At 33.4% G+C, this 17,452-nt stretch carries 25 protein-coding genes; 20 read left to right on the top strand and 5 right to left on the bottom strand.

The annotated features are described in order from the left end of the window. Positions 1-11: 11 nt before the first annotated feature. Genes MHI40_RS10730 through MHI40_RS10720 form a run of 3 tightly spaced genes read left to right on the top strand, consistent with a single transcriptional unit; the run spans position 12 to position 1,454 of the window. Positions 12-401 (top strand): hypothetical protein, encoded by a 390-nt coding sequence (locus MHI40_RS10730; RefSeq protein WP_340762623.1) that lies wholly within the window; start codon positions 12-14, stop codon positions 399-401. A gap of 12 nt (positions 402-413) precedes the next feature. Continuing rightward, on the top strand, positions 414-665 hold the full coding sequence (locus tag MHI40_RS10725; protein ID WP_340762622.1) for a phage holin: 252 nt from the start codon (positions 414-416) through the stop codon (positions 663-665). Beyond that, positions 666-1,454, top strand: coding sequence for a M15 family metallopeptidase (locus tag MHI40_RS10720; RefSeq protein ID WP_340762621.1), 789 nt, complete (start codon positions 666-668; stop codon positions 1,452-1,454). Positions 1,455-1,491: 37 nt separating this feature from the next. On the opposite strand, the gene MHI40_RS10715 is transcribed toward MHI40_RS10720, so the two are convergent. After that, positions 1,492-2,256, bottom strand: coding sequence for an ATP-dependent DNA ligase (locus tag MHI40_RS10715; RefSeq protein WP_340762620.1), 765 nt, complete (start codon positions 2,254-2,256; stop codon positions 1,492-1,494). A gap of 142 nt (positions 2,257-2,398) precedes the next feature. Here MHI40_RS10715 and MHI40_RS10710 point away from each other — a divergent pair, with 142 nt between their 5' ends. From MHI40_RS10710 to MHI40_RS10690, 5 genes are read left to right on the top strand one after another with little or no spacing between them, the layout of a single operon-like run. Next, positions 2,399-2,620 carry a transcriptional regulator gene (locus tag MHI40_RS10710; protein WP_340762619.1) on the top strand — a complete coding sequence of 74 codons (222 nt, stop codon included), beginning with the start codon at positions 2,399-2,401 and terminating at the stop codon, positions 2,618-2,620. Beyond that, positions 2,620-2,823, top strand: coding sequence for a LexA family protein (locus MHI40_RS10705; protein ID WP_340762618.1), 204 nt, complete (start codon positions 2,620-2,622; stop codon positions 2,821-2,823). The genes MHI40_RS10710 and MHI40_RS10705 overlap by 1 nt, the downstream gene beginning before the upstream one ends. Beyond that, on the top strand, positions 2,820-4,079 hold the full coding sequence (locus tag MHI40_RS10700) for a Y-family DNA polymerase (RefSeq protein ID WP_340762617.1): 1,260 nt from the start codon (positions 2,820-2,822) through the stop codon (positions 4,077-4,079). Before MHI40_RS10705 ends, MHI40_RS10700 begins: the two co-directional genes overlap by 4 nt. An 11-nt stretch (positions 4,080-4,090) precedes the next feature. Continuing rightward, the gene (locus MHI40_RS10695; protein ID WP_340762616.1) at positions 4,091-4,420 is read left to right on the top strand and encodes a YolD-like family protein; all 330 of its coding nucleotides are present in this window, start codon (positions 4,091-4,093) and stop codon (positions 4,418-4,420) included. Between the two features lie 53 nt (positions 4,421-4,473). Next, positions 4,474-4,656, top strand: coding sequence for a hypothetical protein (locus MHI40_RS10690; RefSeq protein ID WP_340762615.1), 183 nt, complete (start codon positions 4,474-4,476; stop codon positions 4,654-4,656). Positions 4,657-4,701: 45 nt separating this feature from the next. Here MHI40_RS10690 and MHI40_RS10685 read toward each other — a convergent pair whose 3' ends face one another. Both MHI40_RS10685 and MHI40_RS10680 read right to left on the bottom strand, forming a co-directional pair. Next, the gene (locus tag MHI40_RS10685) at positions 4,702-5,268 is read right to left on the bottom strand and encodes a DUF5067 domain-containing protein (RefSeq protein WP_340762614.1); all 567 of its coding nucleotides are present in this window, start codon (positions 5,266-5,268) and stop codon (positions 4,702-4,704) included. A 78-nt stretch (positions 5,269-5,346) separates the two neighbouring features. After that, positions 5,347-5,547: a helix-turn-helix domain-containing protein gene (locus MHI40_RS10680; RefSeq protein ID WP_340762613.1), complete on the bottom strand. Its 201-nt coding sequence runs from the start codon at positions 5,545-5,547 to the stop codon at positions 5,347-5,349. A gap of 146 nt (positions 5,548-5,693) precedes the next feature. Between MHI40_RS10680 and MHI40_RS10675 the strand changes: the two genes are divergently transcribed. Together MHI40_RS10675 and MHI40_RS10670 are read left to right on the top strand one after the other, a co-directional pair. After that, positions 5,694-6,593 carry a helix-turn-helix domain-containing protein gene (locus MHI40_RS10675; protein WP_340762612.1) on the top strand — a complete coding sequence of 300 codons (900 nt, stop codon included), beginning with the start codon at positions 5,694-5,696 and terminating at the stop codon, positions 6,591-6,593. A 118-nt stretch (positions 6,594-6,711) separates the two neighbouring features. Continuing rightward, positions 6,712-7,356, top strand: a complete 645-nt coding sequence (locus MHI40_RS10670; protein ID WP_340762611.1) for an MBL fold metallo-hydrolase — start codon at positions 6,712-6,714, stop codon at positions 7,354-7,356. 86 nt (positions 7,357-7,442) lie between these two features. Here the strand turns inward: MHI40_RS10670 and MHI40_RS10665 are convergent, their stop codons facing one another. Both MHI40_RS10665 and MHI40_RS10660 read right to left on the bottom strand, forming a co-directional pair. Beyond that, a complete protein-coding gene (locus MHI40_RS10665) occupies positions 7,443-7,685 on the bottom strand; it encodes a DUF2626 family protein (protein ID WP_090563733.1) in 243 nt (80 codons plus the stop codon). Positions 7,686-7,826: 141 nt separating this feature from the next. Beyond that, entirely contained in the window at positions 7,827-8,507 is a 681-nt protein-coding gene (locus tag MHI40_RS10660; RefSeq protein WP_340762610.1) for a helix-turn-helix transcriptional regulator, read from the bottom strand. Between the two features lie 176 nt (positions 8,508-8,683). Between MHI40_RS10660 and comGA the strand changes: the two genes are divergently transcribed. The 10 genes from comGA (at position 8,684) to MHI40_RS10610 (ending at position 17,375) form a co-directional block, all read left to right on the top strand. Then, positions 8,684-9,583 (top strand): competence type IV pilus ATPase ComGA, encoded by a 900-nt coding sequence (comGA, locus tag MHI40_RS10655; protein ID WP_340762609.1) that lies wholly within the window; start codon positions 8,684-8,686, stop codon positions 9,581-9,583. 502 nt (positions 9,584-10,085) lie between these two features. After that, positions 10,086-10,217 (top strand): hypothetical protein, encoded by a 132-nt coding sequence (locus MHI40_RS10650; protein ID WP_340762608.1) that lies wholly within the window; start codon positions 10,086-10,088, stop codon positions 10,215-10,217. 5 nt (positions 10,218-10,222) lie between these two features. Then, a complete protein-coding gene (locus MHI40_RS10645; protein WP_340762607.1) occupies positions 10,223-10,435 on the top strand; it encodes a DUF3888 domain-containing protein in 213 nt (70 codons plus the stop codon). Positions 10,436-11,992: 1,557 nt separating this feature from the next. Then, positions 11,993-12,106, top strand: a complete 114-nt coding sequence (locus tag MHI40_RS10640) for a S26 family signal peptidase (RefSeq protein WP_340762606.1) — start codon at positions 11,993-11,995, stop codon at positions 12,104-12,106. Positions 12,107-12,134: 28 nt separating this feature from the next. Next, positions 12,135-12,563, top strand: coding sequence for a cytidine deaminase (locus MHI40_RS10635; RefSeq protein ID WP_340762605.1), 429 nt, complete (start codon positions 12,135-12,137; stop codon positions 12,561-12,563). 274 nt (positions 12,564-12,837) lie between these two features. Further along, positions 12,838-14,646: a M3 family oligoendopeptidase gene (locus MHI40_RS10630; protein ID WP_340762604.1), complete on the top strand. Its 1,809-nt coding sequence runs from the start codon at positions 12,838-12,840 to the stop codon at positions 14,644-14,646. 100 nt (positions 14,647-14,746) lie between these two features. After that, a complete protein-coding gene (locus MHI40_RS10625; RefSeq protein ID WP_340762603.1) occupies positions 14,747-15,232 on the top strand; it encodes an NUDIX hydrolase in 486 nt (161 codons plus the stop codon). A 574-nt stretch (positions 15,233-15,806) separates the two neighbouring features. Further along, positions 15,807-16,475: a hypothetical protein gene (locus tag MHI40_RS10620; protein ID WP_340762602.1), complete on the top strand. Its 669-nt coding sequence runs from the start codon at positions 15,807-15,809 to the stop codon at positions 16,473-16,475. Positions 16,476-16,537: 62 nt separating this feature from the next. Continuing rightward, on the top strand, positions 16,538-16,714 hold the full coding sequence (locus MHI40_RS10615; protein ID WP_340762601.1) for a hypothetical protein: 177 nt from the start codon (positions 16,538-16,540) through the stop codon (positions 16,712-16,714). A gap of 244 nt (positions 16,715-16,958) precedes the next feature. Beyond that, positions 16,959-17,375 (top strand): hypothetical protein, encoded by a 417-nt coding sequence (locus MHI40_RS10610; RefSeq protein ID WP_340762600.1) that lies wholly within the window; start codon positions 16,959-16,961, stop codon positions 17,373-17,375. The last annotated feature ends 77 nt before the right edge of the window (positions 17,376-17,452 follow it).

Below are 17,452 nucleotides of genomic sequence, written 5' to 3'. Positions count from 1 at the left end.
GCAACTCGTCTATGTTTGAAACCGTAAAAAAACAAGGTGAACAATTAAATAACCATGATGACAGAATATTTGTTTTAGAAACGGCCAGAGAAATTGACGGAAAACGAATAACAAAGTTAGAAGAACAGTTCATTATTTTTGAGAACACAATTCACACAACAGCAACAGAGACACGAAATGTAATGAGGGAACAAACGGAAAAACAAACAGAAAAATTGTATGTTCTTTTAGAAAAAGCTATGGGGATTCAAAGCACTAGATCCACTCAAAATCATGAATTTAAAATGCTTAAATGGAACACTGTAGCTACAATCACTATGAAGATAAGCGGTGCTTTGTTGGGGCTACTTTCATCTGGTGGACTGCTTTATTACTTTGTAACAGAATTTTTATTAAAATAGGAGGAATTTATAATGACAACAGATAAATTAAAACAATATGTAGCAATGGTTGGTGGTGTCCTTGGAGCACTACTTTTATTTTTCCGTTCAGTAGATCGTGAAATAGCTTGGTTTAATGAAGTGACTATTGAAGCGTTTATCGGTGTGCTAATTGCATTTATCCCCCTGGTTCTAGTTTTTTATGGGATATATAAGAATCAATACCTTGTAACAAAAAAAGCAAAAGCACAAGAAAACGTGTTAAAAAGAAATGGGTTGAAGTAGATGACGGTATCACTTGATGAACTAATCAGACGTTCAGTCAATCGCCTTGGTACTGTTCATCCTTCATTGAAGGAATATACAATTGAGTTAATTAAGCGTTGTTACAATGAGGGTATTTTCGTACAAATATCATCTGGATTCCGTTCGAATGAGGACCAAGCCTATATATATGGACAAGGTAGACCGAATTATATTTGGAATGGTAAAGTATACGGTTCAAAAGGTAGTATCGTGTCTAATGCACCTCCAGGAACGTCCATCCACAATTATGGACTAGCTATCGATTATTTTTTAGTAAGTGATGATGGCAATAAATCATTGTGGACGGTCAACGATAAATGGAAACGTGTTGCAGCTATTGCTAAAACAATGGGTTTTGAATGGGGTGGAGATTGGACTAGTTTTAAGGACTATCCTCATTTGCAGTACAACAAAGGTTTAACAATTGCTCAGTTAAAGGCTGGACATAGACCTGTATTTCTTCCACTTAAAGCAGTTGAAGGAGTTTCCAATGATAAAATCATGTGGGGTAAAACAGAATTAAAGCCAGGTCAAATAGGCAAAGTTACTATTCTGAAACGAATTAACTTATGGCAAGATGGTCCGAATGGTAAACTTCAAATGGTTCGCGTTCTAAATCCAGATGAAGAATATCGTGTATATCGTTACCGTGAAGATCATAGAGGTCAATATAACGTTGGTGGCGGTCTGTGGGTTACTAAGATAGATGGATTCGTTAAATATGAAACACCATCTAAAGCCATGCTTGCAAAATTAAATAGTAAATAATGATACAGCCCTGCTCATTAATTTGAGTGGGGCTTTTTTATTCTATAGAAATTATTAGAGGTATTCGTAACATACCCTTACTAGTCCATCCTCTTGCTTTAACTTTACAGTTATAAGGAGGAGTTCTTGTATATAACTCTTCTCTAACTTCCTTAGTAAATCCGATTGAAACACTCCCAACATAATTTCCTTCCACACTTCTTAGCTGAACATTTAATGGACTAAAAGTAACCTTCGAAACAATACAATCATGATAACTCCAATTAATAATTTTCCTCCAATTTTCTGAACGTTTACCTGTTAGATACGGTGTTTTTAAACGTTTAGCGACGATGCCCTCCATTTTATTTTCTTTCATTAAATTAAATACCGATTCGCCTTCGGTGTATATGTAAGGTACTAAATTAATATGTGGTACATCAATATTTGATATAGCCTCTGTTAGAATTCCCTTTCTTTCTTCGAGAGGATACCTTGTAACCGATTCATTTTTATAGGTAATAATATCAAATGCCATGAACATTACTTCTTGTTCTTTATTTCCACTAAAACGCGACATAACCCCTTCGAAATCATCAGGTGCTACAGTGCCAGGTGCTATTAGCTCACCATCGAATAACACATCAGGACCTGAAAATTTAAGTTCCGGGAATCGATTTGTTGTAATTGTGCCATGACGTGTATACGAGAAGTTATTACCTACTAAGAGCCTTATTCCATCGTATTTAGGTTCATAAATCCAACCTTCTTCTGAACTAACCTTATCTTGATACTTTAAAAGCATTGGTTTCACGGTTTTCATAATGCTTCATCCACCTCAACATATATTATTTCCAATTAGAAAAATTACAATACATAGGTGATGTGAATGAAATTAGAAAAATTTACTTGTTGTAAAATAGAACGATTGTTCGTATACTAAACAAAAGAAGGAGGGAACAGATGTGCGTATAAATATTTTGAAGTCCATGCAGCTTAATCAAATAGTCGAAATGATTTACATGAATAACAATGGTGAAATCAGCAAGCGAAAGGTAAAAGTATTAAGTGTGGAGGGCAATACCTTTAAAGCTTATTGCTTCTTAAGAAATACAAAAAGAACCTTTAAAATAGAGAATATACTCGCATTTGTTCCAGTAATACAAAAAGAAAGGGATGTTGTCTAATGGGTAATCGTCAAACAGAAATTTATGAGTATATAAAATACTATTTAGCCGAACACAGTTATTCCCCAACCATAAGAGAGATTGCTTATGCTGTTGGTCTAACTTCCACATCCACCGTCCATGGTCATTTGGATAGGTTAAGAAGAAAAGGTTATATTGATTTCATTGATATGCGACCAAGAACGATACAAATAATCCGATGATTGATTACAGCGTACTACCTAACCGTTCAATTGCTTGTATCGATATGATGAGTTTTTATGCGTCCTGTATTGCAGTATTACACGACCTAGATGTTCGAACTGTTCCAATTGCTGTTGTGGGGAATCTAGAACAAAAGGGTTCTGTAGTATTAGCTGCATCTCCTGCAATGAAAAAACGTTTTCGAGTTAAGACTGGTACTCGCTTGTATGAAATACCAAACCATCCTGATATAAAAATTTTCGAACCTAAGATGCAATACTTTCTTGATATGTCGATGGCAGTTACTAATATCCTCCACAAATATGTTCCTCCAGAAGCTGTTCATGTATACAGCGTGGATGAATCATTTATTGACCTTACAGGTACTGAAAAACTTTGGGGTCCTCCAGAACGCACTATTAAAGAAATACAAAAAGAAATATTAGAAACCTTACAATTGCATTCAACTGCAGGAATGGGTCCAAATATGTTAATGGCAAAATTAGCACTAGACCTAGATGCAAAGAAAACAGGTTTTGCTAAATGGACATATGAAGATGTTCAAACAAAACTATGGCCAGTAACTCCGTTAACAGAAATGTGGGGAATTGGTAGAGGTACTGAAAAAACATTAAATAATATGGGGATTTTTAGTATCGGTCAGATAGCTAGGACACCTTTGGAAATATTAGAAGAAAAATTCGGTGTTATGGGTAATCAATTATTTCATCATGCACACGGAATTGATTTGTCTGATATGGGTTCACCTATAGAGGACCGTCAAATCAGCTTCGGCAAAAGCCAAATCCTCATGAGAGACTATACAAAAATCGAAGATGTAAAAGCAGTCATTTTAGAGATGTGTGAGGATGTAACAAAAAGAGCAAGAGATACATTCCAAGCAGCTAGAACTATTTCATTAGGAATTGGCTATAGCAAAGATGCTTTTGGTGGAGGATTTCAACGGTCTAGAACAGTACATGAAGCTACGAACGATACCATGAAAATCTATAACGTTTGCTTAGATTTACTAAAAGAAAATTATAATAGAAATCCTGTGAGACAAATATCCATTTCCATAACAAAGTTGGAAGATGAACACTCGATGCAGCTTAACTTTTTCGAAAAGGAGAATTGGAAAATACGAAAATTAGCTACAGCAATGGATAACATTCGAAATCGATATGGATCTGCTGCACTATTAAGAGCAGTTTCTTACACTCCTGCCGGTACTGCAGTTAAACGGTCGAAAATGGTTGGTGGCCATAAAGAATAGGAGGGTTAAATTTGATTAGAGATCGCGGTATGATGAAATGGCAAGGCATGATGTTAACGGAGCATGTAACGATGTTGAAAGAATATAACCAGGAAATTAAAAAAGAACCTAAACCAGAATTAGACGAGTGGGATTATGATGCCATACAACATACTTTAGATATGGCCATTAAAAGTAAAGCTGATACTAAGGTGAAATTGTGGAGAGATGGTGCATTTTTTTACAAGAGAGGGATTGTAGAAAGCGTAGACTTACAAAGAAGAGTAATTGAACTAGAAGACCCATTTTATTTACTACAATTGAAACTAGATGAAATAGTAGATGTAACTATAATGGATTAAATAGAAGGACTTTCCTTACCCCTATCGAATAGATACTCAAAGGGGGGAGTTAAGTGAAAAAATATGAAGTCAAAATTACTTTTTATAACGGACAAAGGTATGATTTTGAAACTAATTCAGATGTACGGAGTTTAAAGCCCATTGATATAAATGGCGCACGTATGATTATGACAGAAGAAGAAGTTGCAATTAATATTATTCATATTAAAGACATGAAGGTAATTGAACGAACTTAATATTAGTATAAAACCACCAACCAGATTAATGGAAGGTGGTTGTTTTTATTTTATATTGAAATCTTGTCTGCCTAATTCGTCGCCGCCAATATCTTGATTAGCAACTAATGTGACAGGTGTTTCTAAGTCATCTAATTCATATGCCATTGCATTCTTAACAGTACCATCCTTTTTTATAGATTCCATTTGAGAGTCTAAAAAAGCTTCATCTGGAAGCGAACCTACTTCTAATTCGTTTATAGAATTAGGATTATTATCTTGGATAACTGTGAATACAGCGAACCATGCAGTCATTGGGTCAATATCTTTGTCACTTAAATTTGTTGTATCGTACCAAATAGCGAATACCGGTTTTTCACTATATTCATTTCCTGGCTCACCTGGTTGAATTACTTTTGTTTCAGTAATATTTATTTTTAAGTCGACTAATTTAGCTTCATTATCCTTAAAATAAACATCACTAGTGGTTTTTTCAGTAGTTTCTTTTTCCTCTACACTTGTATTAACTGGAGTGGCTTCTTCTGTTTCTTTGGTTGTTTTTTCATCATCACCACATGCGCCAAGTAGCAACATACTAATGACAGCGGCACTAAAAATTATTTTATTTTTCATATACTTATTCTCTCCCTTCATTACTCATCTTAGTAGATTTGTAATTGAAAGTACATAACAAAAAACAGACAACTTTAATTAGTTATCTGTTTTTTTAAATAGAATTTCTATTTGCATATCCAATGCTTCAGCTATCTTTTCTAAATCAGCAACGGAGTATGTACCACTAGCCATTTTCTTAGATAGGTTTGATTGAGTCATACCAATTTTTTCTGCTAGTTGTGTAGCGTTAATTTCCTTGTCCACTAATAACTTCTTTATTTCCTTTGTTAATTCCATCCTCTCACTCCTTAATTATTCTTATTAAAGATATTATATCACAAATTCAAATAAAATATGAATTAAATTCATAAAATAGTTGTATTATTAATTTAAATCATATAATATGAATTTAAGGAATAAATAATGAAGGTGTGGTGAAAACAATGGCATTCGAATATTTACAAGAACATTCTACATTCAAATCTGTGGAGGTTATGGATTCAAATGTAAAAAAGCATATTGATAAATACAGATTAGATTTAACTACATCTGAACGTGCCATTGTTTTCATGATTGCTGGACGTTCATTAATGTATCCTGGCGCTTCACATTTAAAAGCAGAAACAATTGCCGATAAAACTAATACTTCTCGTAGCACAGTAATGAGAGGAATTAAGAAGTTGATCTCGTTGAAGATTATCGAAAAAGTAACTCAAACTAAGTTAAACGGAATCAAAGGAGCAAGCATTTATAAAATTTTACCTTATGATGACACATCGAATTTGACACAACGGGTAGAGGTAGTTGAATCTAGTAACGACGTGGCTTGCCCTCCACTATTTGAAGAGCTAAGCATTAAATCTTTTAATCTTTTAAGTTCTAAACAAGCAAAAAATATATATAGCATTTCAAAAGAAATAGCATTGCAAGCTGAAAACAAAAAAGCGTATATGAATGAGTACCAGGTGATGTTATTTGATTTCATGAATAGCTTGCCAATGAAAGATGAATTAAAAGATCAGCTGCATAAAGCAGTATTAGCAACTGATCTAAATGATGTATCTGATTTCATTAAAGCGAAGAATGTTATTTTCAAGCTAATTAGTGATATTGCAGATGGAACATTAACGATTACTAATACATTAAGAAGTGCATTCGTAGGAGCTTATAGTAAGTCGGTGGAACGTTCCGATAAGAAGACATCCACTTCTTCAACTGTGGAGGAACAACCACGTGTGAGTAAACCTGTTAAGTTATATAATTGGTTAGAAGAGGTAGAGGGACGTCCACAGGATAATAATAGTGGCCATTATTTTAATTTGGAGAATTGGTTGTTGTGGTAGGGAATATGTGTTATCAAAAATAACACTATATAATAGGAAGAAAGACCACACATTTATAGAGTGGTCTTTAAAGAAAAATATCTGTACAATATAATAAAACAATGAAAAGAGTGATAGAATGGCTACTTGTAATATCAGAACTTATCCGTTAGGTTATATTCAAACAAATTGTTATATTGTTTCAAATGCTACGAAACAATGCTTAATTTTTGATCCGGGGGGAGAAGGAGACAAGTTAATTAGTGAGCTTCATCGATTAAAGATGAACCCGTTGGCGATTATATTAACCCATGCACATTTTGATCATATTGGAGCCGTAGACCAAGTGAGAGATAGTTTTAACATCCCGGTGTATATCCATACTTCTGAGAAAAAGTGGTTAGTGGATCCTGTTAAAAATGGTTCAGCCAAATATGCAGAAATCCCATCTATTATTTGTAAAGAGGCAGATGTATTGTTGAATAAGGAGTCAGAGTTAAAAATTGGTGATTTTCATATGAAGTTAATACATACTCCCGGGCATTCGCCAGGTAGTTTAACGTATTATTTTAAAGAAGATGACTTTGCAATTGTGGGGGATACGCTTTTTCAAAATAGTATCGGTCGGACAGACCTTCCAGGGGGTAATGAATCCGAACTTTTGAAGGCTATTCATACAAAACTGCTTACATTACCTGAAACCACTCTAGTTTATCCAGGACACGGTTCATCCACTACTATTGAAACAGAAATGGAATCGAATCCGTTCTTAAATGGTTTTTAAAAGGTTCACATAGTTTTACCCTTTTAATTGGAGAAAATACACAAAAAGCAGCTCATTGAAGTGAGCTGCTTTTTGGTGAACAATTATTAATGTCCCGCACCTGGTACGTGCATGAATGTCGTGTAATATGTAAAACCTGCGAAGAAGAACATTAAGTAAGCTCCGAAGATGTACATATACATACGTTCCGAAAGGTTTAAAAACCCTAAAAGAAGGAATAATCCCGTATTTGCTAAAAATAGTAAAGAAGCTTCTGTCATATCACCTAAATAAAACATAACTGCAAAAATCCCTGTCCAGAAAGCCATTACTTTATACATATTGCCCATTTGTAGTCCCTCCTTTTACAACCATACAAATAATTCTCATATTTATTATAAATGAAAGTGATCGTACATGTAAACTGATTATTAGTTTTCTTTACACATTATACTCTCTATTGTCACAAATATGTATTATCTATGCTTTCATTATAGGACTTCTATTTGATATACGCAATTGCTACATTGTTTTTGTTTACTTTCAAGCTGAATAAATTCGTTATTTGGGAACAAAGCATTAAACTGGCCTTTTAAAAATGATTCGTGAATACTGCAAATTATATGGGGATGATTAGTTAGTTGACCTTTAAAAGGGCAATTAAAAATAGAGAATGTAATAATTTGTTTATCGTCTTTTTTTTCGATGTTTGGGATATATCCTACAGCGAGAGCAGCAGCAGATAGTAGTTCTATTTTTTGGTCGAAGCTTTGATCGTTTATTTTGGCCGGTTGCATAGAATCGTATCCCGAAGTATAACTAATATTTTTGGCTTTTTCGAGCGCTTCTGTACCCACTGTTTCCACTAACTCTAATAACCAGCCTAGTAACAACTGATTTTCTTGTTTTGGAAAACTTAATTGAATAGGTTGATCTGCAACGGTATATATACGCGCAGGTCTACCGCCTTTTTTGTTGTACAGTAACTCCGAGGTAATTAATTTAGTTTCATTTAGCTTGGTTAAATGTAATCTTGCAACATTAGGGTGTATGCCGAATCGATCTGCAATTTGCTGCACATTTACTGATTGTACTTGCTTAACAATATACAAATAAATTGAATACCTAGTTTCGTCCGCTAAAGCATTAGTTAGCTGTAAAGTATTTGGCACACAATTACCTTCTTTCTTCTATTAGTTATTATTATAATCAATCACATAAGAATAATAAAATAATTATAATATAACAGAAAATTTAAAAAACTACTTCCAATTTTAGATGTAAGCCAGTATAATAATCGGTACAAGCTGTTTTGCGGTCACAACTTGTATCTGGGGAAAGGAAAATTATGCAACAAGTAGAAAATGTTATTGAAGAAAAATGCTTTCGACTACTTAGAAAAGCTCATAAATTCGGTGCTTCCGATTTACACATGATTCCTAACGAAGATAGTTATACTTATTTTTTTAAAAAGAATTCTCAAATGTTTGAAGCGGGTAAGCTACCATTGAACATTGGAGAACGCATCATCTCATTCTTCAAGTTTCTCTCCTCTCTTGATATCAGCGAAAAAAGAAAGCCACAAAGCGGTTCCTTTCAACAAGTATTTAACTCTCATAAATTCTCATTTCGTGTGTCTACACTTCCCTCCATTTTTAGCAAGGAAAGTATGGTAATTCGTCTCCAACAACATGACAACGCTAAAATTATTCATTCCCTCTCTCTGTTTAGAGATGCAACAGAAAAAATTGTAGAACTTGCCAATAATCGTCAAGGTTTGATCTTATTTGTAGGTCCTACAGGCTCTGGAAAATCCACCACTATGTATTCACTCACCAAATATTGTTCAGAAAATTTAAATCGACATGTCATTTCGTTAGAAGACCCAGTCGAGAATAGCCAGTCCCATTTACTTCAAATTCAAGTGAATGAACGGTCTGGAGTGACTTATTCGACTGGTCTAAAGGCTATATTACGCCACTCACCAGACGTTATTATGATAGGAGAAATTAGAGACGAGTCCACAGCTAAAGCAGCAATTCAAGCAGCGCTCACAGGCCATCTTGTTGTTTCAACTATTCATGCAAAGGACGGTGTGGGATCTCTTTATCGTCTTATCGATCTAGGGGTAACCTCTGTTGTTTTTCACCATGCTTGGCATTTCGTCAACATGCTTGGCATTTTGTTCAACTGCTTGGCACGACCGAAGCTTAAAACCCTTGGTATATCTAGGGTCTGTTTCAAGTAGTTTGGCGAGACATAATTTTCTAAAAGTAGAAGAAGAAACACCATTTCAATGTTTGGCAATGGAGGGTGTTTCGGTCAACATGTTAGGCGCCACACGAATCAAAGTTTGGCACTACAAGTAAAATTGAGCAACATGCTTGGCGACAGTGAGATTAAACGAACAAATATCGCTATGATATTTAAAAATATTCAATTCGATTATAAACCCTTAAAACACATTACGGATGATATTTGTAGTGAATATGTAAAGAATATTTTTACCATGACAAATAACAAACAGAAGAATGATTATAGTGTCTTGGTATATCATCGTAGACAATAATTATTCAAATATTCAAAGCTTGATGAAGAGAAGAGATAGGAAATACATATTGCACTAAACTTGATATACAAGATGAATATGAATTCAAAGTAAATATCTATGTATATAGTCGACAGAATCGCACGTACATAAAAAATATAACTTAGGTCAAAATAAGCTTATAAAAAAGGGGTTTATTTAGATGTTGAAAAAAATTATACTTTTCTTCTTGTTGACATTATGCTTTAGTACTTCTCTTAATTTAAATGGTTATGCGACATTAAATGAGGAAAATGGGAAAAGTCAGGAATTACTATTGAGGAAGCCTTTCTAAGAACCATGTCGAAAGAAATAAATATGGCTATTAAAGACAATTATGGAGAATCAAGATCATTTTTTTTACCAAGAATAACAAAGGTTACAAAAAATGAAGCTGAAGATAATTTCGATATGACGGTCCAAGTAGTATCTTATGAAAGAGCTATTTTACCTCCTTATGGTTTTGAGACTATCACTTTTAGAATTCCAGGATATACAGTAATTAATTTTTAACATAAAAATATTAGTGGTGAAGATCTACCTAAAGATAAATTTGACCCGAAGTAATTCAAAAAGTGGTATCGCTGAACCATTGATTTTAGACATATATTTAAACCAACACAGGCAAACATGTTCCCAAACACTTTGTGTGTGATTTAAAAAGTTTTCACAACAGACCTTTTAGTTTCACTAGAATACCTAATAAATACACCCACCGATTTAAGTACTTAGCAAGTGTGCTAGTTGGAAGGTGTTTTTTATTGTCTCTCTTATTCGGGTTAGCTTATTCCAATGGACATTTACCAGGTGTTTAAACCTCACCAGGGGATCAGTAAAGGAAAAGATACATCGAGACCAAGAAACAAGAGAAGCAGTTGCTATCGATCTAAAAAACGATATATATGACGTGGGACCCGAAAAGTTCTTGAAACAACAGTTCGGGATTTTTCCCGTAGTGTGAGATTCCGTCACTTAGCGTGAGACAACTTTTTAAAAATTACTATGCAAAGAATGTCCTTTTAGAATGAAAAAAGCTCCCTTATTGCGATCTATGGTACTCAATTTCAAGTGGTTGATAAGAATACCGTAAAATATAAATAAGTGAATGAAATTGGCTTCCATGCATTACCCATTGTGTAAGTGAAGTAGACATTCCACTTTTGACGATGCTCTCCGCTTAAAAAAGTCCATTAGATGTATAATGGAATCAAAAGAAGGATATATTAAAAAAAGACTGATTAGTGCTTGAACACTGACCAGCCCATAGTAACAAAAAAGATTGCTTCAAAGGCAATGAGCATCGTAAACCGTCCAATGCTATTGTTGTAATGTGAGAAATGTGCAAAATAATCATGAGTAAAAAACATCCTTTTGGATGTTTTTTTAGGTTAGCGTTTTTTTGAATTTAGTATCTAATAGAAAAATGACTCAATCCTTCATGGTATATCTGCGCTATAATTGGTATTCAAAATGAATAAGCATTCAAAGCAAACCTTACGTCTAAAGGTATGTTGCTTGATGTGTAAATAGTTGACCCTGATAAGCTTAACCACCTTGTAAAGCATCATAAATGGCGTTTGAATCTCATCGGAGGATCAAGTAAAGGAAGAGATACATGGAAACAAGAGAAGCAGTTGCTATAATTCCAATGAAAATTAAGTATTTGTCTACTTACTGTGAATTGGGACGTTATTGATATTTTTAATCCAGTCCAACTTTTATTGAACGATTTTAGTAAAATACATGATTGGTGTAGCTTATGTATTATTATCAATTTAATTATAAAATGTCCTTTGCCAATCAATACAACCGATTGAGTGGTTATTACTAAACTATTAAAAAGGGTATTTAATATTGGATATATTAATAGTTTACTTTTGTTAACTCATAACCAACCCTATCAATCAGGAATTGGCTATTTCTACTTAAGAAATAATGAAGCGAAGAATTGTTTCAAAGATCAATGTAAATGCTTTTATTACGAATTTTTTTATTTCTTTGTTTTCTAAAATAATTGTTCACCTCCTTAATTGGAAGCACTTATTATTCTATGCAATGTGAAGAATTAATGTGATTGTATTTGAAGCAAAAGAAGGTGCTAATTATATCAAACGTATTATTGGTATTGACCGAATCGCTTATGAAAACGATGAACTTTTTATCAACGGTAAGAGGTACGAATAACCTGTTTAGACTATTGGGAGGAATTTGGTTGAAAATAGAACAAAAGTTATACGAATCAGTTATTGAACTTATAAAAAAGAGATATCCCGTTGGTTGGGGTGGAGCTGCGGCGATTGCTTTAGAAGATGGGTCTATACATACCAGTGTAGCTCCCGATGTTATAAACGATTCAACTGTCGTATGTATGGAAACAGGTGCTATCTTAGAAGCTCATAAATTGAATAAAAAAGTGACACACTCACTTTGTGTAGTCCGCGACGACGAGAAATCTAAATTCAAAGTCCTTTCTCCCTGTGGGATATGTCAAGAAAGGTTGTTTTATTGGGGTCCTAATGTAAAAGTTGCAGTTACATTGCCTGTTCAAGAACTAACTTTTAAATCATTATCAGAAGTTCAACCTTACCATTGGACAGGGGCTTATGATGAATACAAAGAAAAGGGGAGTATTCTAAAGTAACTTCTTCCACTAAACGGGTGCTTTACTTCAGGAAGGAGTAAAGCGTTCTTTCATCTTGAACTAAAGGTGCAGTTTAGTTGAACAAGAAATATAACGTATTCATTTAAAGAGATAACTAAAAAAGAAAGTAAAAAGGGTATGTAGCTGCCATAGATACTAATCTATTAGTATTTGTAGTAAGAAGAAATTATTTACCTCTAACATTCGGAAAATTTGCTATAATAAGAATATGTGTTCGATAGTGAGCAAAATACATTATTCTTGGAGGAAAGTTATGGAGAAAATGGTTTATCAAAAAGTATGGAATCTAGATAAGATTTTTTTAGGTGGAAGCAACTCAGTTCAATTTCTAGATTATGTTAAGCGATTGGAATCTCTGATATATGATTTTGAAAGATGTGATAAATCATTTAATGATCCAGTAAAAACAAATGAAGTAACGAACTTGGTAAAATTAGTCGAATTTATTGGGGAAATTCGTGTGAACTTGTCACAAGCTAATTCGTTTATCACTTGTCTTCTTGCACAAAACACAAAGGATCAAGATGCAGCAACTTTGCGAGGAAAAGTAGCTCAATTAGAATCCCATTTTGAAAAAGAATTATCAAAGGTGAAAATAGGGTTAGCAAATATAAAGCAGGATATATGGGAAAGTCTTGTTGAAACTAAAGAATTAGAAGATTATAGATTTATTTTAAACGAGTGGCGTGAAAATACAGATAAGCATCTATCAGATGAAGAGCAAAATTTAATATCTGACTTAAAGGCTGATGGCTATCATGCATGGGGTCATTTTTATAATGCACTAATAAGTAACATTAACGTAAATGTACAAGTTGATGGAGAAGAAAAGAATCTATCAGTAGGACAAGCAATTAACTTACGAGCTCATCCTAATGAGGTAGTGCGTAAGGAGTCTCATAATGCTTTAGAATCTATATGGGAAGAAAAAGAAGAACTATTTGCAAAAATATTAAATCACATTGCTGGATTCCGTTTACAAGTACATAAAAAGTCTGGAGTAAAAAGTGTATTAGAAATACCTTTGAAAGAGAACAGAATGAAGGAAGAAACAATGAATGCTATGTGGTCAGTGATTAGTAAATATAAAAAACCTTTCTCGGATTACTTGAATCGAAAAGCTGAAATTATGGGTGATTCTAGCATGAAAGCTTATAACTTTTGGGCTCCATTTACCAATAGTAATCAAAAGATACAATACGACGAAGCGGCTGAATTAATTACGGAACATTTTAGTCAGTTTGGAACCGAATTAGAAAGTTTTGTTAAACAAGCTTTTCATGAAGCATGGATAGAAGCCGAAGACCGTGCCAATAAGTCCGCTGTTCCGTTTTGTGCTGGTTTTCCGCTTACTGGTGAATCAAGAGTTTTCATGACATTTGGAGGTACTTTTTTGAATGTGTTAACTCTTGTTCATGAATTGGGTCATGCTTTCCATAATTATGCTATGAAGTCTGTTAATGGGGTGAATAAACGTTATCCAATGAGCATTGCGGAAACTGCTTCAACCTTTTCAGAAATGATTGTTTTTGATGCTGCTATGAAAAAGGCAAAGTCAAAAGAAGATAAGTTGATTATATTGGATGAAAAATTAAAACGTAGTGTCATGAACTTTATGAATATTCATTCAAGATTTTTATTCGAGCAGAGATTTTATGAAGAACGTAAAGAAGGGATTGTTTCATCAGATCGTCTAACTCAGTTAATGGGAGATGCAATACATGAAGCGTATGATGGTTCACTAGAACAGCCTTCCACATACTCTTGGGTATGGACACCACATTATTATATTACGCAATCTCCTTTTTATAATTTCCCATATACTTTTGGTTATTTATTTGCTTTAGGTATCTATGCAAAGGCAAAGGAGAAAGGAAAAGAGTTTGAAAAGGACTATCTGAACTTACTTCGTGATTCAGGAAGTACGACCGCAGAAGATTTGGTTATGAAACATTTAGGAGAAGATATTACTTTGGAGGAATTCTGGGAAAAAGGAATGGAAATATGTGTGAAAGATTCGGAGGAATTTCTAAAATTAACTTCTTCGGATGATATTGAATAAGGAGATGTCGATTCGATAACTCCTATTTTTATTTAAAATGTGCGATTGCAAAACTGGGACAATCACAATAAATAGGTTTATTAAATAGGAGGAAAAATGGATGTCGCAAGATGGAATCATTTTAGTAGCAAGCGTAACAATCTTTAATGAAGCTGAAGTCTTGATTATAAAAGAGAATAAACCTTCCGCTGTTGAAAAGTGGAATTTTCCGAGTGGACGTATTGAATATGGTGAGGACATTCTCTGTTCCGCTCGGAGGGAAGTAAAAGAAGAAACAGGCTTGGACATAAAACTGATTGGGACCACTGGTGTATATAATTTTATCAGTAGTACAAATAATCAAGTTATTCTATTTCATTTTATTGGTGAAATTACTGGAGGTACTATAAACCTCGAAGAAGATGAAATTTCAGACAGTAAGTGGATTAAGGTGAATGACCTTGTAAAATTTGAGAATGAGGACTTACGGGAACCAGAGGTATTAAAGCAAATAATTAAAAATTTATTAAAAAAGAACCTGTACACAATTAATATTTATAATGAGCAAGTTTGTGAATCGTCTCACTTAAACTCCCATGAAAATTAAAAAATGTACAAAATCTATAAAATTGCATAACAAAAGAAACCCAGAAATTGCTTTTTTAAAAAAATGCTGAGCCTTCAGAATGTTTATATTAAATTAAAAGGTAAATCAAGAATCAGCTCCATTCTGGTAAGAATAAAGGCAGGCTGGTGCAATAACCAGAGTAGGATTAATCTCCCATGAGTGCTACTCGTATAGAGTGCGACAGTCTGTGATGCACCGTGGTCGTTGGAGTCAGACTAACGGATGGGCTCTATGGCACCATAGTTCATCGACCTTCTTCGCCAGCCATACTAATCTATACCCACTCTGCAACAATTTTCATCCTCTGTGGTGCAGCTTTTTGGGTCTGCATGGATGGCTAACGGGTGCTTTACTTCAAGAAGGAGTAAAGCAATTTTTCTTGTTGAACTAACGAAGCAGTTTAGTTTAAGAAGGACTTTTTGATTGGATAGAGAATATTACTTTAGAAAACCAGTATTCGGGAGAGATTATTATGGTATTTTCATTTCGATGTAATGGGAAATTTTATGGTGCATAAAGATATTAATTATGTTTTTGGTAAAGAGGTAGATAAATGATATCCAAAAAATATAAGCCTTTATTGCTAAATGATTTAATCGAATTATTTATACAACAGAAATATAATTACGATGAAAACAAACATTTTTGTATAAACTACTTTATCGGAAAAGATCTTGTAAATGATGTTGATATTAATTATTTCAATGGGATTTTTGAGGAAGTACATTTAACAAAACAAGAAGATGAAAACTTCTCATTAGAGTTATTTAACTTGAAAGAATCAGTCTTAGTTCAATTTGATTTTTATTACCAAAACAATCTTTTGGATGATGCATATACTCATATTATCCATTTTGTTAACCACCAAGAAATACTAGTAAAAAGAAGTCCTGCTTTCGGACTTGCTCAGGAGAAAAAGCTTGTCTTTGAAAGTGACGAGATGAAGATTCCTGATTTGTACATTTCACAGTTAATAATTAAATCTTCTCTTTTGTGGAATAAATACGGTACACCAGCTAATTCCATATTTACTCCTTTTATTAAATGGACGGAGAATATAGAAAAACATATTATTTCTTATTTCGGTTCCTACTTTCAGGATATAAGATTATATGTTGTTGAAGTAAATAATGAAAAATATATTACAGTCATTAAACTTTATGATTTAAAAGAAGCGTTATTGGATGCATCTGTTGAAAATATATTTTACTTAATTCAGTAGTTCGAATAGCTTCCCAATATTGTTCTTATTGATGAAAATGTGTAAATAAAGGAGTGGTAAATATGATTTGGTTAATAATTCTTATTATACTTTTTATTATTATCGCCTTTGCTTTCCTAGTTGACAGGAGAAATAAGAAAATTAATAACAATAATCAGAACCCAATTAATTCAAATGCAAAACCAGGAGAAAGTTCTAACCATATGATGGGAGATAATAGATATACAAATGGTGAATGACTCCCTTAATTTACAGAGTATGTGAAGGTGGTGTACTTAAACTAACGGGTGCTTTACTTCAAGAAGGAGTAAAGCCTTTTTTTCTTATTGAACTAAAGCAGCAGTTTAGTTGAATAAGCGGTATTTCTGAAAGTTTTCAAATTTAACAATAATTCTTAGTTGGAGAACATATTTCATATAATTCATAATTTTTTGAAACCTTTCCGTTTTTTAATCTGTATATATTTTAGAGGGAGGAATTGTGATGAAAAAGATAATGTTAATGTTTTTCTCAGCTTTTCTTTTAGTTGCTTGTACTGATAGTTCCAAGAATGATGAATTAAAAGCATATGTCTCAGATTTTGAAAACTCAGGGTTTATAAATAAGTCTAATCAAATCATTGTTTTATCAGAAGAGGGAATAAGGATTAGTAGTCATGTTCAGTGGGGAAAGAGTCACAGAAAAAGCAGTATTGATAAAGTTCTTGAAAAAGAAAATATTCCACTTACCCAACAATTTAATAAAGTTTATAAAGACGCCACGATTAAGACAGATGGTTCTAAATACTATATAACTCTTGACGAAAATATTAAGTTAGAGTTTGAAAAGGTAGGATTAAGAATTATCGAGGACCCAGAAGGTGTCGAGTATTACACACAAGAATATTCTGAGGAGAATTGAAATGGAATATTCAACTCCCATGAAAATTAAAATCTTCGATTTAGAGAAAAAGGCAATACGAAATCTGACGCAGCCCA

The organism is Psychrobacillus sp. FSL H8-0510, assembly GCF_038008345.1.
Taxonomy (GTDB): domain Bacteria; phylum Bacillota; class Bacilli; order Bacillales_A; family Planococcaceae; genus Psychrobacillus; species Psychrobacillus psychrotolerans.
The sequence above is the reverse complement of the archived record's forward strand: the minus strand, read 5'-3'. Positions and strand labels throughout refer to the sequence as shown.